The sequence below is a fragment of the Bacillus nitroreducens genome, from assembly GCF_964021195.1.
In genome coordinates this window covers 1,096,690-1,120,023 of the sequence record NZ_CAXHYI020000003.1, presented here as the reverse complement: position 1 = coordinate 1,120,023, position 23,334 = coordinate 1,096,690, and the positions used below count along the sequence as shown (strand labels likewise).

Here is a 23,334-nt window from a genome sequence, read left to right as displayed (position 1 = left end):
GTAGTCCCCTGTGGAAACTCCAACTAAGGGGACTACTTTATCTAGTGTGAATCCTTTATTACCACTTTTGGTAAATTTATTTTTTATTTTTACTAAAGAATGTGTCTGGTGGTATGATTAAAATTCTATCTTCCATCGCTGGATGTGATTTAAGGTAATTGAATACTGCTTTCCTATATTCAGGATTGGATAATTCCAATTCTCCTTTTCTAATGGATTGCGTCTCGTTATAAAAAGTTGTCTTAGGACCCATCAGTCTGGCAACCTCACTGATAAAATTTCCACCCTTTTTTCCATTTTTATAAGCTGGCTTTACATCATTGTAATCAAGGATAATCTCAGCAACTTTAGGGGCAGGGATTGGTTTAACATGAACAGGATCAACGCCCAAGTAGCCCTCGGGATCGGACACAGCAAAGAAAGCGTCCTTCGGTGTAAAATCACTGTTCCAAAGTAACGGATTGTGTCCACTTCTCCAACTTTGACTGTCATTCAGACCCCAGAATGTAACGCGGTCAATACTAGCTGCATAATTCTTATAAATTCTTAAGTATTCGGCGAAAACCTCGGCCTGAATCACTTCAATCTCGGATCCGTTTGTGATGCCTCGATTAATCCAGTAATTTCTCTGTTCCTCTTTGCCTGTTGCACCGATTATATGTTCAAGGCCACGATCTCTCAAATCCATGTAATCTGTACCAGTAGGCTCTGCGTTCCAAGGAAACCAGGCAAACAAATCAAGCTCACTAATAATCAAATCAACTCCAGCGGCTAAGAGATTAAGAATCCCATTTTCCACTTTGGAAGGTGGGGTGTCCATAATGTAGTTGTGGGATTGCATCCCTACTCCTTCAATTAACTGGCGAGAATCATTTGGATACTCTTTCTTGTACCGCTCGTTGAGTTCTTTCACCATCATTGCGACTATCTTTGACTTGCCGTCTTGATACAGATTAAAATCGTTGTAGAATAACTTGGCGTCTGTATATTTACGGGCAAATACGAAAGCATCATAGATAAAGTCACTCGGGTCTTCGCCTTTTTCCATACCGTTGCTGTAAGACTTATACCAACCACTTTGGTTTCCTTCCCGAAGATAGTCTTTCCAATTGGCTCCTTCAGGAATACTTGAGATTCCATCAATGAATGCCTCATTGACAACGTCCCAAGTTGTGATTACACCAGGATAATTGGTGTCAAAATGCTCGACTACGGTTTTGATATAGCGCTCCATATTTTCTCTAGCCTGTGCTCTCGTGTAGTTGCCATTCGTACCCCCGTTGATCCAGTCTGGAGATTGACTGTGCCACACCAGGACGTGTCCGTGCACCTTCTTTCCACTTTCTTGTGCTTCTCTAACTAACTGGTCAGAGACGTGGTTAGACCCTGGAAAAATGTTAAAAGTCCCCTTCTGTCCAGCGCCTCCACTGGAAAGGTTGTCAGGCTTCATGTGATTTTCTGCGGTGAGAGTGTTGAAATGGGTAGATGTCAACATGCCACGAATATTATTTGAATCTAAGTTTCCTGAACCGCTATAAATGTTGCCCATTTCGAAGTAGTCCTCATAGCTTTTCCACAATGACTCAGAACCGTTAGCGACTTTCAGTCCTGCGATACGTTTGTTTAAAGCATTAATTGCATCATTGATTTCGTCTGACTTGGCGTTTTGGTCGTCAATTAAAACCTTTGCATTATCATATTCCATTTTGGCCAGTCGGTACGTTGCAGGCGAATATACCTTCTCATCAAGTGCCTCAAATTTATTTATAACAGTCTGTAGAGCATTATGATCCGTATTCGCCGAGACCTGCATGGTAAAAGCCCCTGCAAGAAGAACAACCACCAAACAAATAAACAATAACCTTTTCAACTTTTTCATAATTGTTTAGTCCTTTCATTTAACATAAATATTTTCTTTTAATTCTCACCCTAATTCTTACTTTTTTCAGCGATTAGTCTTTCTTCTTACTAGTTTGGACTTATGTCATGGCATTCCACCACCTGGTGAGTCCTTATCTCAATCCTTATCTAATAGAATCCCTTTAAAGGATTACTAGTTGCAAGGTTATAAATGTAATATTTATGAGCGGTTCGAATTGATTCTATCGCAGACACATTACTTTAGTTATGTCTCTGCAACATCTGACTAGGAAGTAGACCAAACTTGAAACTTAGTTCATCTAACGAACAAACAAAGTGTTGACTATAACCTCACTAGAAACATCTCATACTACTTATTAGGTAGGGAATGAAACTCATTGTTGGGCTGCATAGTTACTTTCCCTTTTACAACGTCAACTAAAAAAGCTAGTTAGACTTTACGACTCAAATGTTACCAGTTGAGTCAGGGTGTATTATAGCCTTTACGTCCACTCATTCGTATTAAAAGAAAGACTGTTTCCCTAATTTAAACTCTAGTTTATTACAAACCTATCAATATAAAGCCTCCTTTTCACATAAATTCATTTCTTAAGGTAATTGTAAATAATTAACTGATGAAAGAAAATAGTAACTATTGAGTTTATTCTGTCAATATATTGCATAATTTGACAGCTACCCATATCATTTCCCAAAAAATATAGTCCTTTTCTATTATTAAAACCGTACAATTTAACAAATATCATCTACTAATGTATGAATAAGTCGAAAAAACAGGTCATTGGTAATATATGGTGTAAAGTTGTGGCAATAAAACTAATCCTTTTAATTGCTTATCTAGTTACCTTGCTGAAGATTGATTCATGACAGTAAAAAGCGACTCCTATAATTAGGAATCGCTACTTTTAATACTTCTTCTGTCCCAATACTTTATTGATAAAAAAAGTGATTTATTTACAACGTTAGTAAGAGAGCTTGTATCTGACTCTTGCTATCATTTCTTCTTAGTATTTATTTTTGGAGCTAATTCAACTGCCATACGTATTGCCTCTTTTAATGATTGTTCGTCTGCGATATTTTTACCCGCGATATCAAAAGCTGTTCCATGATCAACACTTGTACGAATTATTGGAAGGCCAATAGTTATATTTACTCCTGCCTCTAGACCTAACACTTTAATGGGTCCATGACCTTGATCGTGATATTGTGCAACTACAATATCAAAATCTCCACGTCTTGCTCTAAAGAATAATGTATCTGCAGGAAGTGGTCCTTGAACATTTATTCCTTCTGCTAATGCCTTTTCAATAGCAGGAACGATCTTTACTTCTTCCTCACCATAACCAAAAAGACCATTTTCCCCAGCATGTGGATTAATTCCACATACTGCAATTCGTGGAGACTCAATTCCTGCCTTTTGTAATGTCTCATGTGCAAGTTTAATCACTGTATATTGACGTTCCGCATTAATTTTATGAATCGCATCAAGTAGTCCAATATGGGTTGTAACATGAATGACCCTTAAGCCTGGTGCAGAGAGCATCATGGCGTAATCCTTTGTATTTGTTAATTCTGCTAAAATCTCAGTGTGACCTGGATAAATATGCCCCGCTTTATGAAGTGCTTCTTTATTTAGAGGTGCTGTACATATCCCTTGTATTTGCCCTTCATTTGCATATTGAATCGCTCTTTTTAAGTAATGGAAGGCAGCATTCCCAGCTTCTGAAGAAACAGATCCCCATGGTAAATCCTCAGAAACTAAATCGAGATCAATTATATCAATGGAGCCATATTGTGATTTCGCTTCCCCTGGATTGGTAATGCAATTTACATCAAGATCGACATTTGTTACTTTTAAAGCTCTTTTTATCATTTTTAAGTCGCCTATAACAAATGGATTACAGTTATTGTAAATATTTTTATCTCTAAAAGACTTAACGATAATTTCAGGTCCGACACCAGAAGGGTCTCCCATTGTAATCGCAATACTTGGTTTGTGGCTAGTCATTTATAATTCCCCCCGAAAACACCTCTTATTTGGACTAGAAAAAGATGATAATTAGTTGTATTAATCAATGAATACGTGTACTTAATTCCGTAACCTTTTGAAGAGCCTTTGAAAGTGCTTGGGCGGTTCCAAAGGCACCAGCTTTCGTGACAAGTGGAATACCATCAAATAATCCTCCAAAGAGCTTCCCATAAGGTATACCAGGCTCTACTTCACCAATTACTTGAATCCCTTCACCTTGTAACTCTTTACATGTAGCACTTGCAATGTCTCCACCTGTTAAAACAGCACCGCAAATTTTCTTGCTTTCAATTAGTTGACCAGCAATTACTCCCATCGAATTTGCAATTGTATTTCCAACATCAAAGTTTGATAAACCCAGTTCACGCTGTATATCCTTTACTTTCTCTATTACTCCCTGGTTTCGGTTCGTGGTTACGACTAAATTTCCCATATCTAGTAACGCTTTACCTTCATTAACAATACGATCAATTTCATTTTCCCTCCTATCCTCCAATAAGAGATCTTCGGGAGATATAACAATTTCCGCCACTTGATTTTTTTCTTTAAGGACCTGAATTTGATTATGTGTAATGGAATTTACACTACCCGCAACCACTAATACAGGATTTCGTTCATAAACTTTATTTGTATGTATCATTTTTTCCTGTGCCCCAACGTAAAAGATGTGTGAAGCAATCCCTGCTGAACCGACCAATAGAAACTTCTCTTGTAGTGTTTGGGCTGCCTTTACGATAATTTCAAGATCGTCATCCGTCATTGCATCGACAATGATGATCTTCGAAGTGTCACACGATGCTAATTCCTTCATTATTTTTGATAAATGGTCAATTCCTTTTCTAACATGAGTGATTGAAATTAGCCCAACGCTCCTCTTACTTTGTTCCTGCAGCAATTTAGGTAGGTAACTTTCATGTACTGGGCTTGCAGGGTCTTTCGCAATTTCAGCCCTCTTCAATGAGACGCCATTTACAAAATGTTCCCCATTTATAGTTATTCGATTATTCTTTGGAAAAGCAGGTACTACAAACGATATCTTATAGTTAAAAACATCCATGACTGCATCAATCTCTGGACCAATATTTCCTCTCATTGTTGAATCTATCTTTTTAAAAACATTAGAGATACCCAATTGGAGTAATTGTGTCGATAGATCAAAAACAATGTTATAAGACATACTAGCCTCTTTTGCTCGACTGTCTGAATTTAAAACGATGATATCTTGGTAAAGGTGTGACGGTTGTAACGGAGTATATGAAAATAGCACTGTTGTGGTTAAACCCTTTTTTGCAAATTGAACCCCTGTGTCGTTTGCACCTGTTAAATCATCTGCGATTACCGCTAGTTTCACCTACACCCCGTCCCCTTTACTACTGAGTTTTTTGAATTTAGTTTTAATTACTTTGTTCTAGCTCATACTCTTTGAAAATCCTATATCCTTATCATGTACATTGCTTTATAAGAGATAAAACGTTTACACTAATCATAAAACAAAGTGTTGCATTTAGCAATAATGTTAACACATATTATTTCTTGTTGTTTTATGCATCAAAAGTTTATAAAAAAAGCGCAAGCTATTTTAGCTTGCGCCATAATGTTGAACGGTTAATCCCTAATCGCTTAGCTGCTTTCGATTGATTCAACCCTTCTTCCTTTAGTACTTTTCTGATCACTTGTTTTTCTATTTCCTCTAATGTACCAGTTATATCGATTGGTACGAATTGACCATCATTCTCTCCCTTAAGTTCAATTCTTTCTAAAAGTGCTTCAACTTCTTCCTTTTCAATATGATAAGTATCAGATTGTAAAAATAATTGTTCGATTACTTTTTTAAGTTGTTCTACATTTCCAGGCCAATGATACTTTAGAATCTCTTCCATGGCTTCCTGTCGAATCCCAATGGCTCCATCCCCATACTTCTGATGTAATTCAGAAATAAATATATGAACTAAATCCTCAATATCTTCCCTACGTTCACGTAATGGGGGTATATAAATAGTTAATTTCGCCAAGGCGTTATACAATTCTTGATGAAAAAAACCACTGTTCACTCGTTCATCCATATGATCATCGGAAGACACAATCCATTTTAGATTTTTACCATTTCCATTTGTATAAACCTTATAGAGTTCCTTTTGAATATGTGGCTTTAACCTGTGAATGTTTCTAAGAAAAATAACACTATCAGTTAATGTTACGAAAATGCCTTCTTTCATTTCCTTAAGTTGTTCGGCTGTTAATTGTTCGCAATTTATTATAATAAAGGGCTCATTATGCGACCTTCTACTTTGATAAATTAATTGAGCAGCTTTTGATTTTCCATTTCCCTTTTCTCCAGAAATCCAAACAACATCATCCTTTTCACTGTATTGTTCAATCTTCTTCAAGACATGTTGAATCTGTTCACTCTTTCCTGAAAAAGGAGAGAAGTTTGAATCTGGAATATGAATTTCAACTGCATTTGCATACATCGCCTCTCCTTGGATAGAAGTAGTCTTATTAGGTGGGGTATTTTCTATAAATAGGGCAATATAATCTCCACTTAAACTTGCTGTTATTTTCCAAAGTGAATCGTTCATATGTATTGTTTTGATCATCTTTTTCCTTGTAATGACTATCTCTTGTATTAAATGGTTGATAGTATCCCAATTCTTTACCTTCATCCAGTTAATATCTTTAGTAAAGCGCTCATTCCTATAAATGATATCTTTTTCCTTATTAAGAATTACAATTGCTTGATCGCTACAATTGAGAATCGTTCTATAGAAAGAAACGTCTTGTTGTAATCGCGAAAAGACCCGGTAAGTTCTTCTCATTTCTTCTAAAGCTTCAATAATAGCTTCTTTGCCTGATGTGATTAGAACCCCTGTCAATCCCAACTCTTTTGCAAATTGTACCGTAATCACATCGCCTATTATAACTTCATAACCTTGATTTTTTAATTTCGTTAATGTTTCTGTTACCTCTATTTCCTTTTTAATTGTTAACGTTTCAATATCAAAATCTAGGAGTTTACATATTGTACTGGCACCCTGTGTGATATTTGAGAATCCCACAATCGCTGTTTTCCGCGAAAATCCTTTCACCATGGTTAGAATACGTAGAACGTCATACCCAGAAACTTGAATATCAATTACTGGTATAGATACGGCCTCCTGAATTAATGAAGCTGTTCCCCCTCGGCTTATAATAACGTGGTAGCCGATTTTTTCAGCCTCTTTCGCAAGGGCCACTCCTTCATTTAAGTTCCCTATTTCTATATGAAGCTCAATATCATTAAAGTCTTGTGCGACTTCTTTCATTATTTCATACAATCCCTCATAAGGGACAATAGCCAATGCCTTAATCATTTCCTTATCACCCTTTACTACCCTCTTCTATTGATTATTATTAACTAACACTCTGGATATACTTTGCTAGGTTACCTTGCTTTTTAAATATTGGATACATGACTTGAGACTTTTGCTTCAACTCTAACAATATCATCATGGGTTCGAGAACGTATTGGTAAATACTTACTCCATTATTGTATTCCTCTATTTTTCAACCTTTAATAATTTTTTCTTGTGTTATCTTACCAATTAATTGGAGTTGGCCTTGAACGCCACCATCACATTTTCTACCTCTATCAATATTTCCTTAAGGTGTTCATACCTTTTTCATTCATTATTTACACCTTACTTATAAAATTTATTAGTAAAACAAAAGATATAATAGTTTATATTGTTTGATAGAAATTAAAGTTTTTTGCATTTTGCAACACCTTTATTATAAGCGATATAGAGAAAAAGTGAAAAATCTACAAAAGGCAAATTCATTTTTAGTGTAGATTATTTAGACAATCCTGCAACATCCTTCATTAGTTTTAAAAGTAAAGAAAAAAGAGCCCTATAAAATTGGGCTCTTGCATCTACTGTGCCTAATAAACGGTTCACTACACAGAAATAACTATAATTTAAATAGAAAATTAATGACCTTAATATGTTTCTATCTTTCTATAAATTTAACAATTATTGTATTTCAACAACTAATACTGATTTGGATGGTATAGTTAAAGACAGTTCATTCTCTTTAAGTTCGATCTCATTAAAAGGAACAGGCTCTATTCTATTTGGATTATCAAACGTGTTATGCTCAGTCATTTCCTCTGCAGTTAATAAACGTCCTGAGGCAGAGGATAATTCGTTTAACTCCTTAAGATTTATAGTAATTTGTTCAGAGTTATTTGGATCTAAGTTACAAATAGAAATGTGTATCTTACCGGAATCATCTTGAGATGCAGAGACATTAAGCATTGGAAGACTATCTTCACCATAAGAATAATTTCTTGTACTTACGCTCACTGGGAGTAATTTTGCATCTTGGTGTACTTTATACATTTCAAATACATGATATGTTGGTGTTAAAAGCATTTTTTCACCTTCTGTTAACACAACTGCTTGTAAAACGTTAACAAGTTGAGCGATATTTGCCATATGGATACGGTCACAATGGTTATTAAAAATATTTAAATTGATCCCCGCTATAAGCGCATCACGCAAAGTATTTTGCTGATAAAGGAATCCTGGATTTGTTCCTGGCTCAACCTTAAACCAACTTCCCCATTCATCAACAATCAAATCAACTTTCTTTTCAGGGTCATATTTATCCATAATTGCGGTATGCTTTTGAATCAATTCTTCCATAACGAGGGTCCTTCTCATATAGTCAAACCATTTTTCTTCAGTAAATACTGTAGAAGAATCATAATTTGCCCTGTTACGAGTGTAAAAGTGAAGTGAAAGACCATGCATATTCGGACGGTAATGCTCCCAGACGCTCGTGATAATATTATCCGAATAGGGTTCTGTCCGACCTGTCCCCTCACGCATCATCACTTCAGTCCAATGATAATCAGCTTCACTAGGACCACATGCAATCTTATAAATTGGAGTATCTGAATAATCTCTTACAAACGTTTCGTAACGACGGTAAAGATCAGCATAATATTCGACCCTCATTTTACCTCCGCAACCCCAGTTCTCATTCCCTATTCCAAAATATTTAAGCTTCCATGGCTTGTCTCTACCGTTTTTTCTACGTAAATTAGCCATTGGAGATTCGCCATCGAATGTAATATATTCAATCCATTCTTGCATTTCTTGAACTGTACCACTACCGACATTTCCGCAAATATATGGTTCGGTACCTAACTGCTCACAAAAATCTAAAAATTCATGTGTTCCAAAGTGATTATTTTCCGTTACTTTCCCCCAATTATTATTAACAATGCTTGGGCGGGATTCTCTCGGACCAATTCCATCTTTCCAATGATATTCATCTGCAAAACAGCCACCTGGCCAACGAACATTAGGAATTTTCAACTTTCTTAACGCTTCTACTACATCATTTCGTATACCACGTGTATTCGGAATCGGCGAATCTTCACCTACCCAAACACCCTCATAAATACACCTACCTAAATGCTCAGCAAAATGCCCATATATATGTTTACTAATTACCTCATTTTTATTACTTTTATTTACATTAATTAATGATGTCATTCCAATTCACTCCTAATTTTAGATGCCTCATTGTCAAATCGAATAAGCCTATTAGGCTCTGTAAAATCTCTTGAAAACCCATCCAAATCGTACAGATGAAAGGTAAAAAACGTAAAGAAACAATAGGAAACAAAGTGATAAACAAATTAGAAAAAAGGTACAATGTTTCATTCATTCCCCGATTATGTACATAGATTATGTGTACGACCTATCTATGAATCCTCCTTGTAATAGCCGTTAGGGATATGTTTTTGAAATACCCCTAACGGCTATAAAAAATATTAATTACCTGCTTCGAAGGTCATCTGCTGCTTGTTTTAATGCTTCCGCAGGAGTTTGAGTTTTTTCTCTAAGTGTATTATGTAACACACTAGTTTCAATCAAATTCCTTGCCTGCGGGGTTAACCTTGTAATATTAAGCGGATTAATTTCATCTTTAATTCCAATTAACATATCAAATAGACCGTCACCAAAATATGCAGTAAATTCATTAGGTTCCTTTAGTTCTTGTGCTTCCCAAATATCATGTCGAGGTGGATCGAAACCTAAAATTTCCCAAATTTTAATATTCGATTCCTTTGATAGTTTAGCAAATGCTACAAATTCTTTTGCTAATTGGATATCTTTCGCTTGATTGGTAACAGCAGTACCAGTTCCACCCATTCCAGCAGAACGCTTTCCTCCTTCTTCCCAAGCAGGCATTGGTTTTATAACCATCTTTCCAGCTAAATCTGGCATATATTCTACAAAACGGCTCGCATACCAAGATGGCATAATTAAAGAAGCAGCTCCGCCATCATTCATGAAAGCAAAAAATTCTTCTTCTTCATGATGTCCACCTGGTGCAAGTACACCAATTTCATGTTCATAAATTAAATCATAAAGATACTGCAATACTTTCTCGTTTTTTTCGTTATCTAAAATTACCTCGCCTTCACTGTTAAAAAAGTCTGAATCATATTGACTCACCATTGGGTAAAACTCCCAAAATCCGTTAGTGAATATAGGTAGCATTGGTTTTCCAGTCTTAGATTTAATCACTTTACCGATTTCAGTAAAGTCGTCATATGTTTGGATATCATCAGGACTTACACCTGCTTCTTCAAATATCTCCTTGTTATAAAATGCCACTGAAGCTCCAACATGGGTCGGCGCTCCATAATATTGTCCGTCTTTTCCATAAACTTCGAATCTAGATTTTACAAAACTATCAATTACTGGTTCAACAACATCGTTCAATGGTTCTAACTGGATATCACCTTGCATAAAGTTTGGAAACCGATTGATTTCAATATCTACAATATCAGGTGCACCAACCCCTGATTGAAGGGCTAACAGAAGGTTATTATGCATTTCCTCATAAGGAAATGACTCCACTTTTAAATTTATAGGTCTATCTGGATTCTCTTCATTCCATCTTTTATTAGCGTCTTCAAATAACTTGACGTGAAGCCCTTGAAATGTCCAAAGTATCATTTCTTGCGCACCATTCGTCTCTTTATTTGATTCGCTATTACCAGTTGAATTGACTTCTTTATCTCCACCACCACTACATCCAATCAACACAATACTTAACACCATAAGCATAGAAAAGCCCAAGTAAAATAACCTACTCAATTTTACTTCCCCCCTTATTATTGGTAATGAATTTATTGAAGAACTCCACCAACAATCACATTTCTAGTTAACCACCCCCTAAAGAATCTATTTATTGCTTTATTGTTACACTTATTGATCCCCCTAATTAAAGCGCTATCATAAATTTCATCTTCGAGACTCTACATTTCTATTTAATAACTAGAGCGGTAAATGTAGCTCCTTTTTAGTAACTTCCAATATACCTATCTATTAATCCCTTAAAACGTTGCATTTTCATATAAATCCTCATACTTGTAGATAGGACTTAATAAACAATAAAGTTGGAATCCGCCAAAACATAATCTTAAATGCTAGCAATACAGGTTTGTTTATTTTTCTAAACATTATGAAAATGCTTTCTTAAAGAGAATTTTATTACATGTTGTTTTATTATGCAATACTTTTTAGTGCACCCTATTCAAATAATCTTAAATAGTTGCATTTTAAAACCTTTTTACCAAGTTTATTTTACCAACACAAAAATATTACTGATTCCAAATATAAACGTACAAAACCTCTTGCTCTCAACAGAGAAATGAATATTGACTCTTTCTTGTTTTTACTAGTGTTTCTACCCTGTAATAAAAGCAATGAAATAAAATTTCAGAAAAAAGTTTTGAATGATTCAGCTGTTGAAAATAACTTACGTAAGGTGGTAAGCATTGTACAAACGATGTACAGGAATGGATGTTCAATCAGAAACTATAGTCGCCTCTGTATTTATTAGTGATTCTAGTATTGAACCTTAAACCTACTATGATGGATTGGTTTTTAGGAAGCTTTTCAAAAGGAATTGCTGGTGGATTATTTACATTAGTGGGTGTAATAGTTGCTTTTAAACTCCAAAAAGTGTTTGAAAACCTCTCAAAGCTACCACAAAAATGCAGTAATTTATGTATAAAATTGAAGTACATAGATTTAGAGCCTTTATGGAAGAATTCGTAACTGATTCAATTGAAAGACTAAGAAGTGCAAAATGATACAATACGATATTCTTCTATAACTGATTCAAAGATCAAAATTTAATAAGCATGTAGATGATTCAAACATTCATCTTCATGCTTATTATTAAATAACTACATATGACTAGCACTTTTACTTACTTAAATACGGTTCACCTTATTTGACTAAGCAGTAGCACTTTTTCAAATTAAATAAGTCAATAAAAAAACTATTTTAGATCCGCTTTACAACAATCGCTTCACGCATTTTCTCTAATGCTTCTTGCCCCGCTTTCCCCCTTTTCACCATAATATTCACATATAATGAATCAATTAAAGTTAGTTGAGCAATTCTCGAAGACAATGCCTCAGGTCGATAAGCCGTTTCCTCAGAAACCGTATATAGAGGGATGTTAACACCTGTGCTTAATGGGGACTTCGCATGATTTGTGATCGAAATTGTTTTTGCTCCAGTAGATTTGACGACATTCAAAATTTGCAGAATATCTCTCGATGATCCTGTATGCGAAATCAGTATGGCACAATCATTTTCATTCATCTGTGACGCTTCTCCAAGTTGAAAATGACTATCAAGCACCGCACTTACTTTTAATCCAGTTCGTAAAAACTTGTGGTAGCCATCAAGGGCTACAATACTCGAACCACCACTTCCAAAGAACTTAATAGACTCTGCAGCTAATATCGTATCCACCGCTACTTGCAATTGTTCTTCATCCATGAACAATAATGTTTCCTCTAGTGTCTTTATATTGGTATGAAATACTTTTGAAGTAATAGTATCAACAGTGTCTTGTGCCTCGACATTTTCATGAATATTCTCTGTCTGCGAAACGACCTCTGATGCAAGTGCAATTTTCATTGCTTGATAACCTTTATATCCTAACCGTTTGCAAAAACGAAATACAGTAGAGTCTGCAACATTTAAATCTTCTGCTATTTGGTTAATTGAAGAATGAATAATCCTGTTTGGGTATTGTAATATATAATCCGCAATTTTTCTTTCAGTCACACTAAATCTCGGATACTGTGTACGAATCGTAACTAAACAAGGCTTTTGTTGATTTTTCATGTACTTCTCTCCTGATAAGGACTTTCTTTTTATTATACTAAAAACTGCTTAAAGAAAAAATATTTTTTCGTAAACGCTTGCATAAAGAATTTTTTTTCATATAATAGACATAACAAGAAAATTTATTTCGAAGAAAGTTAGGATGATAAGAATTGCAAATTGGAATAGTAGGATTAGGAAAAATGGGATATCCGCTTAGTCTCAATTTATTAGATAAGAATTATCACGTCGTGGCTTATGATGTAAATCAAGACGCTATGAAAAAAATTTCCGCTGAAGGCGGAAAGAAAGCTGAATCGATCTCTAACCTCGTAAGCCAATTAACAAAACCAAGAACTGTTTGGTTAATGGTTCCAGCTGGAAACATTACCGCTGCTGTTTTTGAAGAACTTCTTCCCCTTCTCGATGAAGGAGACAGAATTATTGATGGAGGGAACGCTCACTATCAAGACTCAATCAAGCGTAATGAGCGCTGTGTAGAAAAAGGCATTCACTTTTTCGACTGTGGCACGAGTGGCGGAGTCGAAGGTGCCCGAAACGGTGCTTGTACGATGGTTGGTGGAGACGCTGAAGCCTTCCTTGAAATTGAACAGATCTTTCGTGACATAACTGTACCAAATGGGTACCTATATTCTGGAAGAGCTGGCAGCGGACACTTTTTAAAAATGGTTCATAACGGAATTGAATATGGAATGATGCAAGCAATTGCTGAGGGTTTTGACATTTTAGAGAAAAGTGACTTCGATTATGATTATGAAAAGGTCGCAAAAGTATGGAATAATGGCTCAGTAATTCGCTCTTGGTTGATGGAGCTTACTGAAAACGCCTTCTCCAAAGATGCCAGACTTGAAGGAATAAAAGGAATGATGCAGTCCTCTGGTGAAGGGAAATGGACAGTTGAAACAGCGCTTGACCTTCAAACAGCCGCTCCCGTTATTACGATGGCCTTGATGATGCGCTATCGTTCGCTAGAAGAGGATACATTTACTGGAAAAGTTGTCGCTGCCCTACGAAATGAGTTCGGAGGACATGATATCGAAAAATATTAAACTATTTAATACCTTCATGGTATCTGTTTTTATTTAAAAGCTATTAATTCCAATTGAAAGGTAGTGTAACATCATGTCAGACCAAATGTTAATACTGATTGCTATGGCAGGTATTTTTCTTCTATTATTTTTAGTCATTCGAACAAAATTACATGCATTTGTGGCATTATTATTAGTTAGTTTACTTGTTGGGATTGCTGCAGGCATGCCATTGAATGAGGTTGTTGCCTCAATCGAACGTGGGATGGGTGGAACCCTAGGTTTCGTTGCTGTTGTTGTTGGTTTAGGTGCAATGTTTGGACAAATGCTTGAGGTCTCTGGTGGTGCAGAGAGATTGGCACAAACTTTAATAAAAAAATTCGGTGAAGATAAATCACAGTGGGCATTAGGGATTACAGGTTTCCTTGTTGCAATTCCCGTTTTTTTCGATGTCGGTTTTATTATTTTAGTTCCAATCGTTTATGGGTTAGCCAAAAAAACAGGAAAGTCTTTGCTTTACTATGGAATTCCGTTGTTAGCAGGTTTGGCTGTTACTCATAGCTTTATCCCGCCTACCCCAGGGCCAATTGCAGTTGCTGATTTGATTGGCGCAGATCTTGGTTGGGTCATTCTGTTTGGTACTATTGCAGGTATCCCTGCGATGATCATCTCTGGTCCATTATTTGCAAAATATATTTCAAAAAAGTTACATGTTGTCGTTCCAGATTATATGAACTTGGAAGATATTGAGTATGATAAAGAATTACCAAGCTTTAAATTAATTGCCTTTTTAATCTTAATTCCTTTAGTACTAATTCTATTAAATACTGTTTCTGGTGTCTTATTGGAAGAAGGACATGTTCTTCAAGTCATTTTAACCTTCCTTGGACATCCATTTGTAGCATTAACAATAGCAACAATTTTAACTTTCATTTTCCTTGGAACAAAACGCGGCTACTCTCGTCAAGAAGTACAAGATATTGCAACTAAAGCATTAGAGCCAGCTGGGATTATCATTCTAGTAACAGGTGCTGGTGGCGTTTTCAAACAAGTACTGATCGATTCAGGTGTTGGTGAAGTACTTGGAACTATGATGGCAGGTTCTCCTTTACCTCCCATTTTACTTGCATTTTTAATTGCCGCAGCTGTTCGTGTTGCCCAAGGTTCAGCAACTGTATCAATGGTTACTGCAGCTGGATTAATGGCTCCACTCATTCAGATGCTTGAATTGGAAGGTCCAGTACTTGGCTTGCTTGTTATTGCGATTGCATCAGGTGCAACTGTGTTATCACATGTCAATGACTCTGGCTTCTGGTTAGTTGGACGATACTTCGGCATGAGTGTAAAAGATACATTAAAATCTTGGACAGTTATGGAAACACTTATTGGGTTAGTTGGAGTTAGCGTAGCAATGATTCTTGGATTATTTATATAGTAGTTTGTCCTTCACCTGATTGCGGGTGAAGGATTTTTATTGTTCACTTATAATGATGAGATGAAATTTTACATCAATCACCTATTTACTTTTATCTGCTTCTACTATCCATATAAGTATGAATGAAGGGTGTACCATGGATTGTGAATTTAAAGGCTTAATTGTAAATTGGTTCATGGGAGGAAGCCCTCGCTGCTATAAGTGGCACTCCTACTTTATAACCCAATTGCAGTGAAAATTGAGCGAAGTAGCGAAAATGGTCAAATAATTGATATTATTGGCAGCTGGATTCAACCCGTTGGCGCTTTTATTCGAGCAATCATACAAAGAAAAAAATCACTCAGGAATGATTGGTTATTTCTGAGTGATTTTTTTCCCTAATTAGCAGTTTTAGACCATTTAACGTTTTTAGTAACTGCCTTTATTTATGATACGGTTCATTCCTAATAATTCGAAATGCACGGTATATTTGCTCAACCAAAATTAGTCTCATTAATTGGTGTGGAAATGTCATTTTTGAAAATGACAAGGTATCGTTTGCCCGCTTCATAACATCCTTGCTCAGACCTAGTGATCCCCCGATGACAAATGCAATCTTACTTTTTCCGTAGGTTGCTAGGTTTTCAAGGCCTGTTGCTAGCTGCTCAGAGGACTTCATCTTCCCTTCAATCGCTAACGCAACCACATGGGTGTCATCCGAGAGCTTTGAAAGAATTCGCTCTCCTTCTTTTTGCTTTACTTGTATCATTTCTGTTTCACTCAAGTTCTCAGGCGCCTTCTCATCAGGTAATTCAATTACCTCTACCTTCGCATAGGCCGTTAATCGTTTTAAATATTCATTGATTCCCTGTATTAAATATTTTTCCTTCAATTTCCCAACTGTTACGATTGTGATGTTCACATTTATCCCCACTTCATTCACATTTTAAGAACATATTATCCACAAAAGTTATCCACATATCCACATATTCTATCCACATATTGTATGGGAATATTAGTTCCCTACAACATATACCGCCTTATTTTGACAAAATTCACAGGTTGTTGATAAGTTTTCATCTTCAATTTTCGTCATAATCGGCGCAACCTCATGTTCATCCACTACAATATCTAATGCTAATTCAATATGTTCTCCACAACATTTAATCATTTTTTCTTCCTCCATTACATTTACCCACAACTTGAATTCAATAACTGAGTATCACTTTTCTCCTTATACACATGTTATTATCTTTCCCATTTTAGCATATAAATTTATCCACAAAAATAACGATAGTTTTCGTTCACTTTCATTATTACCTTACCACTAAGGGCAGGAGCCAAATGCTCCTGCCCTTATATTCCACTTTATGCACTTTTCCTCTCCATCACATTAATCCCAATTCCGATTAATACCACTCCCATTAAGGTCAAAATGCTAATTGGATACAAGATTTCACTTATTGAAGCACCGTAAATGGTTGCTCCCTTTAATCCTTCCATTGCATGTTTAATTGGCACAAAGTCGGAAACCCTTAATAAAAATTCTGAACTAACAATTTCCAGTGGCCAATAGGCACCACCAAGCATCGACATGCTGACTGAAACAAGTGAAATAATAGCATTAAATTGTTGAGTACTTTTTAGAACACTGACTAGAAACATGGATAACGCAACAATTGAAAAGACATATGGGATTAAAACAATTAATGTTTTTCCAAAACCACCATAAAAGTCCACACCAACCACATAACGAAACACTAAAAGAATGACAGCAACTTGAAAATACCCCATTAAGAAGCTATAAATTAAGTTGCCCGCGTACATCTCCCATTTTTTTAATGGTGATAATATCATTCGATCCCAGACTCCCCACGTTCTCTCCTGCATAATATGGTGGACATTATAAGATATGGTGTAAATAACAAAGAATAATGTAAAGCCAAATATCGTCTGTAGTTGATTATCGATGATCACTGTATCGTCACTACGGAATGATGCTGACTCTATGTTGAAAAAAGGGTTCTCTTCTATTTCTTTTAACTCATCAATAAGATCGGCTGTATCGACATGCTCATTCATGAACGTTGCTTCTTCGATTTGTTTTTCCAACAAAAGATCTCCATATAAGGTTTGCAGATAGTTTTGTAATACATATAGATTAGGCGACGTCTCTGTCACAACGACAATCGTATAAGAATTCTCTTCTAGCTTAACAGCAGCTTCAGCATCTCCTTCTCTCACACTTTTCTTTGCCTCATCCTCTGAGACAATTGAAAATTCAAATACCTCAGACTGGGTTAATTCATTCCAAAGTGGTGTTTCTTCCATATTTTCAATATCTGTATAGATAGGGATATTGATATTTGAATAATTTGCTGCGCCTAATAACAACGCAAATACAATGCTCATTACAGTCATGCCAATCATCAGCATTGGCTTTCTTAAAAACAATTTAAATTTTGCCTGTAATATACTGATCATATGGCATCACCTCTTTTCGGAAAACTAATGACAGCTAAAGCTAACATAACAACACCAAATCCCAGTAGGTAATAAATATGATGTGTGATCGCTGAAAGCTCTACTCCTTGTAGCAATTGCAGTAGTGCCGTCATTCCTGCACCATTTGGTGTATAATTACCTAACATCCCAATTAATGAAGAAGTCTCACCAATTGGCGTAAAGCTCCCACCTAAAAAAGCAAAAATTGCTACTATTACATTCCCAAAAAAGTTCGACACACCTTCTGAGTCGATTCGAAAATTTAATGCAGTTAATAATGCAGCCACTCCGCCAATGGCAAAGCTTAGCGATACATTTACTAATAGAAATCCAAGTAGGTCCTGCCAAACGACATCAAAGATAAGTGATGTCACACCATATAGAAATGCTTGCTGAACAAACGCAATCACAATCACTGAGAAAAAGAGACTACCTAAATACGACCATCTTGACGTATTTGATAATATGATTCGGTTGAACACCTGTAACTGCTTCTCACGATAGGCAAAAGAAGCTAGGTATGAAGCAATAAACATAATAAACATGACGCTCATACCGACAGAATAGTATTGTAACGAATTGATTGGCTCTCGTTTTGTAACGGTCTCTATCTTTCCAAGATTTGTACCTTTCACTTCCTCTAACTGAATACCTGCTTTCCCAATGACCGTCAAGGAGGTTAATTGCTTTTGAAAGTTCACGAGGACATCCTCGACAACATTAGGCGCAATATTCTTTCCTTCATTTTTATAAAATGTAATGGTAGTAGTAGAAGGTTCATCCAGGAAAGCGGACGAAAGAATATCAAGTGTGTAATTCTCAGGTATCTCAATGACAGCCGAATAACTGTCATCATTTTTTATTTCATCTAGCATTTCTGCCTTCACTAGCTCAAGCTCAATAATCTCTGTAAGTTCCTTGCTACCAAACACTTCCTCTAGTAATATCTGAATCGGTCGAAGCTGATGAGCTCCCTGAAGTAAAGCTTCCTCTGCATCCTGTGGCAGTCCTTTGGCTTTAACCTTTTTAATAAAGGCATGAACATCCTTCTGTTCATCACTATGGTCAATAAAAGCAACCTTTGCTGAAATAGCTTCTGTACTACCACTCATCACTCCACCTAAAGCAAAGCCAAGAATCGCAATTAGAATAAGTGGCATAAGCACTAACACTAGTAATTCCTGAGGGTTTCTTAGTAAAACCAAAATGTCCTTTTTGATAAACGGAATTAACATCTGTCCTCCTCCTAATCTCTCAGCGCTCTACCTGTAAGATGTAAAAAAACATCTTCAAGTGTCGGTGTTTTTACTTCAACGGATATTAATGTTGTGCCTGTTTCTTCTGCTAACTGAGAGATTTTCTGGAACAAATTGTACTCCTTTGGAACAATGACAGATATATCACGGTCCTGTACCTTAACTTGCCGTATCGTAGCATCAGCTTTAAGAATTTGAATAAACTCCTCTTTTATACGCTCTACCTTAATGAAAATCGTATTTTCAGAGGAAAGGATATTCTTTAGCTCCTCTTTTGTACCCGAAGCAATAATATGACCTTTATCCATAATATAAATACGATCACATAAAAACTCGACTTCCTCCATGTAATGACTCGTATATAAAACAGTCATTCCACGTTCCTTGTTCAGACGCTTTACTGTTTCTAAAATATAATTACGAGATTGAGGATCAATTCCAACAGTAGGCTCATCCATAATGATGATTTCTGGATTATGAAGCAAGGCTACACCGATATTCAAACGTCTTTTCATCCCGCCTGAAAAAGTTTTAACAAGATCCTTTCTGCGATCAGTTAAACCAATTTGCTCCAAAACCTCTTCCACTCGTTGTTTTAATTTAGATCCTTTTAACCGATAAATTTCTCCAAAAAAGCGCAAATTTTCTTCTGCAGATAAATCTGTATAAAGCGCAATTTCCTGTGGAACTACGCCTAAAATTTTACGGATGTTGTGTGGATTTTTAATGATGCTTTCGTTTAAGTGTCGTACATCACCTGAAGTAGGCGTGACCAAAGAGGAAAGCATAGAGATTGTCGTTGATTTCCCCGCTCCATTCGGACCAAGTAGACCCACAATTTCTCCTTTTTCTAAAAACATATTAATCCCCTGTGCAGCAAACTTTTGCTTATATTTCTTTGATAAATCAACAATTTCTAACATCCCATCAATCTCCTTTATCCCGCTTTTACTAATCACTAAGATTCCTAATAAAAATACTGCAGAAAATAACCGTTCCATTCAACAAACGTCTTCCTTAAAACATATCTTGATACTAAATGAAGTTTTACTTTATATCTTTATCATAGACTTTTACATTTACTTACATCACTATCGCACGTCACTTGTTCTTACTAAAAACATGACCTCCGTCATACCTCCACGAAAAAAGGGCTATCCATCTTCGTTTGGATAACCCAGCATGTTTTAGGTGATATCATTTTTTACTGCGAAAATTGCAAGTTGAGTGCGATCTCGAAGCTCTAACTTATGCAATACCTGTGTGATATGATTTTTAACAGTGCCGATAGATAAAAAAAGTTCCTCCGCGATTTCCTTATTTGTTTTTCCTTCTCCTACTAATCTTGTAATTTCTAGTTCTCGAGAAGACAATGGAATGTCAATTTTTTTCTCCACCCTATGTAATAATCGTGGCATTACTTTTGCAGCTACTTCTTCATGAATCGGTAGCCCCCCATGAAAACAACTATGAACCGCTTGTATTAAGGCTTGTTGGTCAGAGGTTTTCAGTAAAAAAGCATTCGCTCCATATTTTAATGCCTGAATAGCATATTCATCATCATTGAAGGTGGTAAGAATTAAGATTTTCACATTTGGCCAGCGTTCTTTTATATTTCTAGTTGCTTCAATTCCGTTCATGATGGGCATTCGAATATCCATTAACACCACATCAATGACATGGGCCTCCATCATCTTTATAGCTTCAACGCCATTTTCAGCCTCAGCCACCACCCTGATTTGACTATCCTGCTGCAGCATGAGTTTCAAGCCCTGCCTAACAATCGACTGGTCTTCTACAATTAACACATTCCACATGTAAGTTCCTCCTTACATTTTTGCAATCGGGAGCATGCCTTTGATTACAAACTGTTCATCGGTTTGATAGATTGCTAATGTACCACCTAACTCCTCTACACGCTTTCGCATGTTTGAAAGCCCAAACCCTTCTTGAAACGACCTCTTCACATGGAGACGATTTGTAACGATAAACTCCATATTTCCGTCTGCCGTTTTACCAAGTACCACTTGTACCTCCCGTGAATGGGCATGACGCATTGCATTTGTAAGACCTTCTTGAATAACCCGATACAGAACCACGCTTTGCTCATTTGTGAGTTGCTCTGAAAGAATTCCCTGTTTTGTTGTAAACTGCACCATGATGTGACTTTCAGCTTCAAGTTTTTTGATCAACTGTACTATGGTCGCAATCCCTTCATGTTCCTTATCCTTTAACGTTCTAACTGCAAAGCGGGTTTCCTCTAGACTCTCCTTTGCCAATTCCTTTAACTCCTTGAAATGCTCTGGACCTTGTTGGATTGAAAGGATTTCTATCTGCATTAATAGCGCTGTAAGCTTATGACCAACGGAATCATGAATATCCCTTGCGATTTTTGTTCTCTCTTGATATCGTGCTTCTTCCTCTGTTACAAGAGCAATCCTTTTTAACTTTCGATATTCACCGAGCAGTTCTTCGTAGAGGTGTTGCTGTTCTTCCCTTTTTGTCCACAATTCATTTACTAGAAGAGCAAGCAGATAGAATACAAGAAAAAACACATAATCTGAAAACTTCATATCTACCAAGAATAGAAACCCGAGTAAACATATTACCGTCACTACGACTAGTATAGTGAAATGGTTTCTTTTTAGTTGATTTGTAGCCAATACAGCAATAAACATCAAGATTAAGAATACATATGGATTGTTTGCTTCAAAAACCCCTAGCACAAGAAGAAAAACGGTCATGGCTATATACAAATAAACGGGTGTTGGAGAAACCCTCAGAAAAAAGTACAAGGTCATGATTACGGCACATATCATAATTGAATACGCCGAAGGCAAATACCTTTCATAACTAAAAAACAATCCCCACAGCACAATCAAGCCTATCGTCCGTATAAGAAAAGCTTTCATAGCATCCCCACTTTCCATCCTAGTTTCAAATTACTAAAATATATAGAATTCGTCAAAGCTTTTTGGGAGCTTAGTGTGAAGCTGTTTTTTTAGGACTTAGAGAGCTTACGTTTACTCTTTTTCTATCGCAATCCTTTTCAGACTCAGATTGTACGTTTTAGTATACAACTGTCGCAAACACTAGCTCATTTGACATTTGATATCATCCTCTAGACAATAACTATGCAAAAAAAACCCATTTGATAAAAATCAAATGAGTTTTTTACTAATTATACCTTGTCCACTTCTGGTGGACCATTTTATACATAAGCAAGCTTTGTCGGCACTTTTGGATCTGTGTCGTATAAATCAAATTGTTCCCCTACAATATACCCCTTGCTTTCTAGGGTCTGCTTAACCGACATACGAGCTAATTCTTTTAGGTTATTATCTTTACTTAAATGGGCCAAATAGATCCGTTTTGTACGGTCTCCAATGACATCTGACATGGCCAGTGCAGCATCCTCATTGGAAACGTGGCCCACATCACTTAAAATCCGACGTTTGATACTCCATGGATAATGTCCCATTTGGAGCATAGATACATCATGGTTGCTTTCAAATATATAGGCATCAGCATTTTCAATTGTACCCTTCATTCGATCACTCACATAGCCTGTATCTGTAATTAACACTACCTTTTTTCCCTCATTATGGAATACATAAAACATTGGCTCAGCTGCATCATGTGAGACTCCGAATGACTCGACATCCATACTACCAAATGTTTTTACCGTCCCCATTTGGAAAATAAACTTCTGATCAGTTGGAATTTCTCCAATATTGCGCTCCATTGCCTTCCACGTCTTCTCATTTGCATAGACAGGTAACTTATACTTTCTCGCAAGTACACCAAGTCCTTTAATATGATCACTATGCTCATGTGTGACAAGAATCCCTGAAAGATGCTTAATTTCTTTCTTTATTTCCTTAAATAATAGTTCTAGTTGTTTACCACTTAACCCAGCATCTACGAGCAAAGAATGCTTTTCTGTTCCAACATAGAACGCATTTCCCGTGCTCCCACTTGCAAGCACACTAAAATGCAACCCCATAATCAT

At 36.3% G+C, this 23,334-nt stretch carries 17 protein-coding genes; 2 read left to right on the top strand and 15 right to left on the bottom strand.

The genetic code is table 11. The features are described 5' to 3' along the window. Window positions 1-76 precede the first annotated feature (76 nt). The 7 genes from ACWPVE_RS09345 to ACWPVE_RS09315 all read right to left on the bottom strand — a co-directional run bounded on the left by ACWPVE_RS09345 (window position 77) and on the right by ACWPVE_RS09315 (window position 13,119). The gene (locus tag ACWPVE_RS09345; protein ID WP_453992704.1) at window positions 77-1,813 is read right to left on the bottom strand and encodes an endo-1,4-beta-xylanase; all 1,737 of its coding nucleotides are present in this window, start codon (window positions 1,811-1,813) and stop codon (window positions 77-79) included. A gap of 1,059 nt (window positions 1,814-2,872) precedes the next feature. Then, complete coding sequence (pdxA, locus tag ACWPVE_RS09340) at window positions 2,873-3,886, bottom strand: 4-hydroxythreonine-4-phosphate dehydrogenase PdxA (RefSeq protein WP_453992702.1); 1,014 nt, start codon at window positions 3,884-3,886, stop codon at window positions 2,873-2,875. A gap of 64 nt (window positions 3,887-3,950) precedes the next feature. After that, a complete protein-coding gene (locus tag ACWPVE_RS09335) occupies window positions 3,951-5,258 on the bottom strand; it encodes a four-carbon acid sugar kinase family protein (RefSeq protein ID WP_453992700.1) in 1,308 nt (435 codons plus the stop codon). Between the two features lie 223 nt (window positions 5,259-5,481). Beyond that, on the bottom strand, window positions 5,482-7,257 hold the full coding sequence (locus tag ACWPVE_RS09330; protein WP_453992698.1) for a PrpR N-terminal domain-containing protein: 1,776 nt from the start codon (window positions 7,255-7,257) through the stop codon (window positions 5,482-5,484). A 660-nt stretch (window positions 7,258-7,917) separates the two neighbouring features. Next, window positions 7,918-9,450, bottom strand: coding sequence for an alpha-N-arabinofuranosidase (locus tag ACWPVE_RS09325; RefSeq protein ID WP_453992696.1), 1,533 nt, complete (start codon window positions 9,448-9,450; stop codon window positions 7,918-7,920). A 285-nt stretch (window positions 9,451-9,735) separates the two neighbouring features. Then, window positions 9,736-11,067 carry an ABC transporter substrate-binding protein gene (locus ACWPVE_RS09320; RefSeq protein ID WP_453992694.1) on the bottom strand — a complete coding sequence of 444 codons (1,332 nt, stop codon included), beginning with the start codon at window positions 11,065-11,067 and terminating at the stop codon, window positions 9,736-9,738. A 1,197-nt stretch (window positions 11,068-12,264) separates the two neighbouring features. Further along, on the bottom strand, window positions 12,265-13,119 hold the full coding sequence (locus ACWPVE_RS09315) for a MurR/RpiR family transcriptional regulator (RefSeq protein ID WP_453992692.1): 855 nt from the start codon (window positions 13,117-13,119) through the stop codon (window positions 12,265-12,267). 152 nt (window positions 13,120-13,271) lie between these two features. On the opposite strand from ACWPVE_RS09315, the gene gnd reads away from it, so the two are divergent. Together gnd and ACWPVE_RS09305 are read left to right on the top strand one after the other, a co-directional pair. Continuing rightward, window positions 13,272-14,168 (top strand): phosphogluconate dehydrogenase (NAD(+)-dependent, decarboxylating), encoded by an 897-nt coding sequence (gnd, locus tag ACWPVE_RS09310; RefSeq protein ID WP_453992690.1) that lies wholly within the window; start codon window positions 13,272-13,274, stop codon window positions 14,166-14,168. A 73-nt stretch (window positions 14,169-14,241) separates the two neighbouring features. Continuing rightward, complete coding sequence (locus ACWPVE_RS09305) at window positions 14,242-15,582, top strand: GntP family permease (RefSeq protein ID WP_453992688.1); 1,341 nt, start codon at window positions 14,242-14,244, stop codon at window positions 15,580-15,582. A 421-nt stretch (window positions 15,583-16,003) separates the two neighbouring features. On the opposite strand, the gene rlmH is transcribed toward ACWPVE_RS09305, so the two are convergent. The 8 genes from rlmH to ACWPVE_RS09265 form a co-directional block, all read right to left on the bottom strand. Continuing rightward, a complete protein-coding gene (gene rlmH, locus ACWPVE_RS09300) occupies window positions 16,004-16,483 on the bottom strand; it encodes a 23S rRNA (pseudouridine(1915)-N(3))-methyltransferase RlmH (protein ID WP_453992686.1) in 480 nt (159 codons plus the stop codon). 93 nt (window positions 16,484-16,576) lie between these two features. After that, window positions 16,577-16,732 (bottom strand): CxxH/CxxC protein, encoded by a 156-nt coding sequence (locus tag ACWPVE_RS09295; RefSeq protein ID WP_309100845.1) that lies wholly within the window; start codon window positions 16,730-16,732, stop codon window positions 16,577-16,579. Between the two features lie 197 nt (window positions 16,733-16,929). Beyond that, window positions 16,930-18,045 carry an ABC transporter permease gene (locus ACWPVE_RS09290; RefSeq protein WP_453992684.1) on the bottom strand — a complete coding sequence of 372 codons (1,116 nt, stop codon included), beginning with the start codon at window positions 18,043-18,045 and terminating at the stop codon, window positions 16,930-16,932. After that, a complete protein-coding gene (locus ACWPVE_RS09285; RefSeq protein ID WP_453992682.1) occupies window positions 18,042-19,301 on the bottom strand; it encodes an ABC transporter permease in 1,260 nt (419 codons plus the stop codon). Before ACWPVE_RS09285 ends, ACWPVE_RS09290 begins: the two co-directional genes overlap by 4 nt. Before the next feature lie 11 nt (window positions 19,302-19,312). After that, a complete protein-coding gene (locus tag ACWPVE_RS09280) occupies window positions 19,313-20,245 on the bottom strand; it encodes an ATP-binding cassette domain-containing protein (protein ID WP_453997438.1) in 933 nt (310 codons plus the stop codon). 264 nt (window positions 20,246-20,509) lie between these two features. Continuing rightward, a complete protein-coding gene (locus ACWPVE_RS09275; RefSeq protein ID WP_453992680.1) occupies window positions 20,510-21,139 on the bottom strand; it encodes a response regulator transcription factor in 630 nt (209 codons plus the stop codon). A gap of 12 nt (window positions 21,140-21,151) precedes the next feature. Further along, on the bottom strand, window positions 21,152-22,234 hold the full coding sequence (locus tag ACWPVE_RS09270; RefSeq protein ID WP_453992677.1) for a histidine kinase: 1,083 nt from the start codon (window positions 22,232-22,234) through the stop codon (window positions 21,152-21,154). A gap of 299 nt (window positions 22,235-22,533) precedes the next feature. Next, window positions 22,534-23,328: an MBL fold metallo-hydrolase gene (locus ACWPVE_RS09265; protein ID WP_453992675.1), complete on the bottom strand. Its 795-nt coding sequence runs from the start codon at window positions 23,326-23,328 to the stop codon at window positions 22,534-22,536. Window positions 23,329-23,334 lie beyond the last annotated feature (6 nt).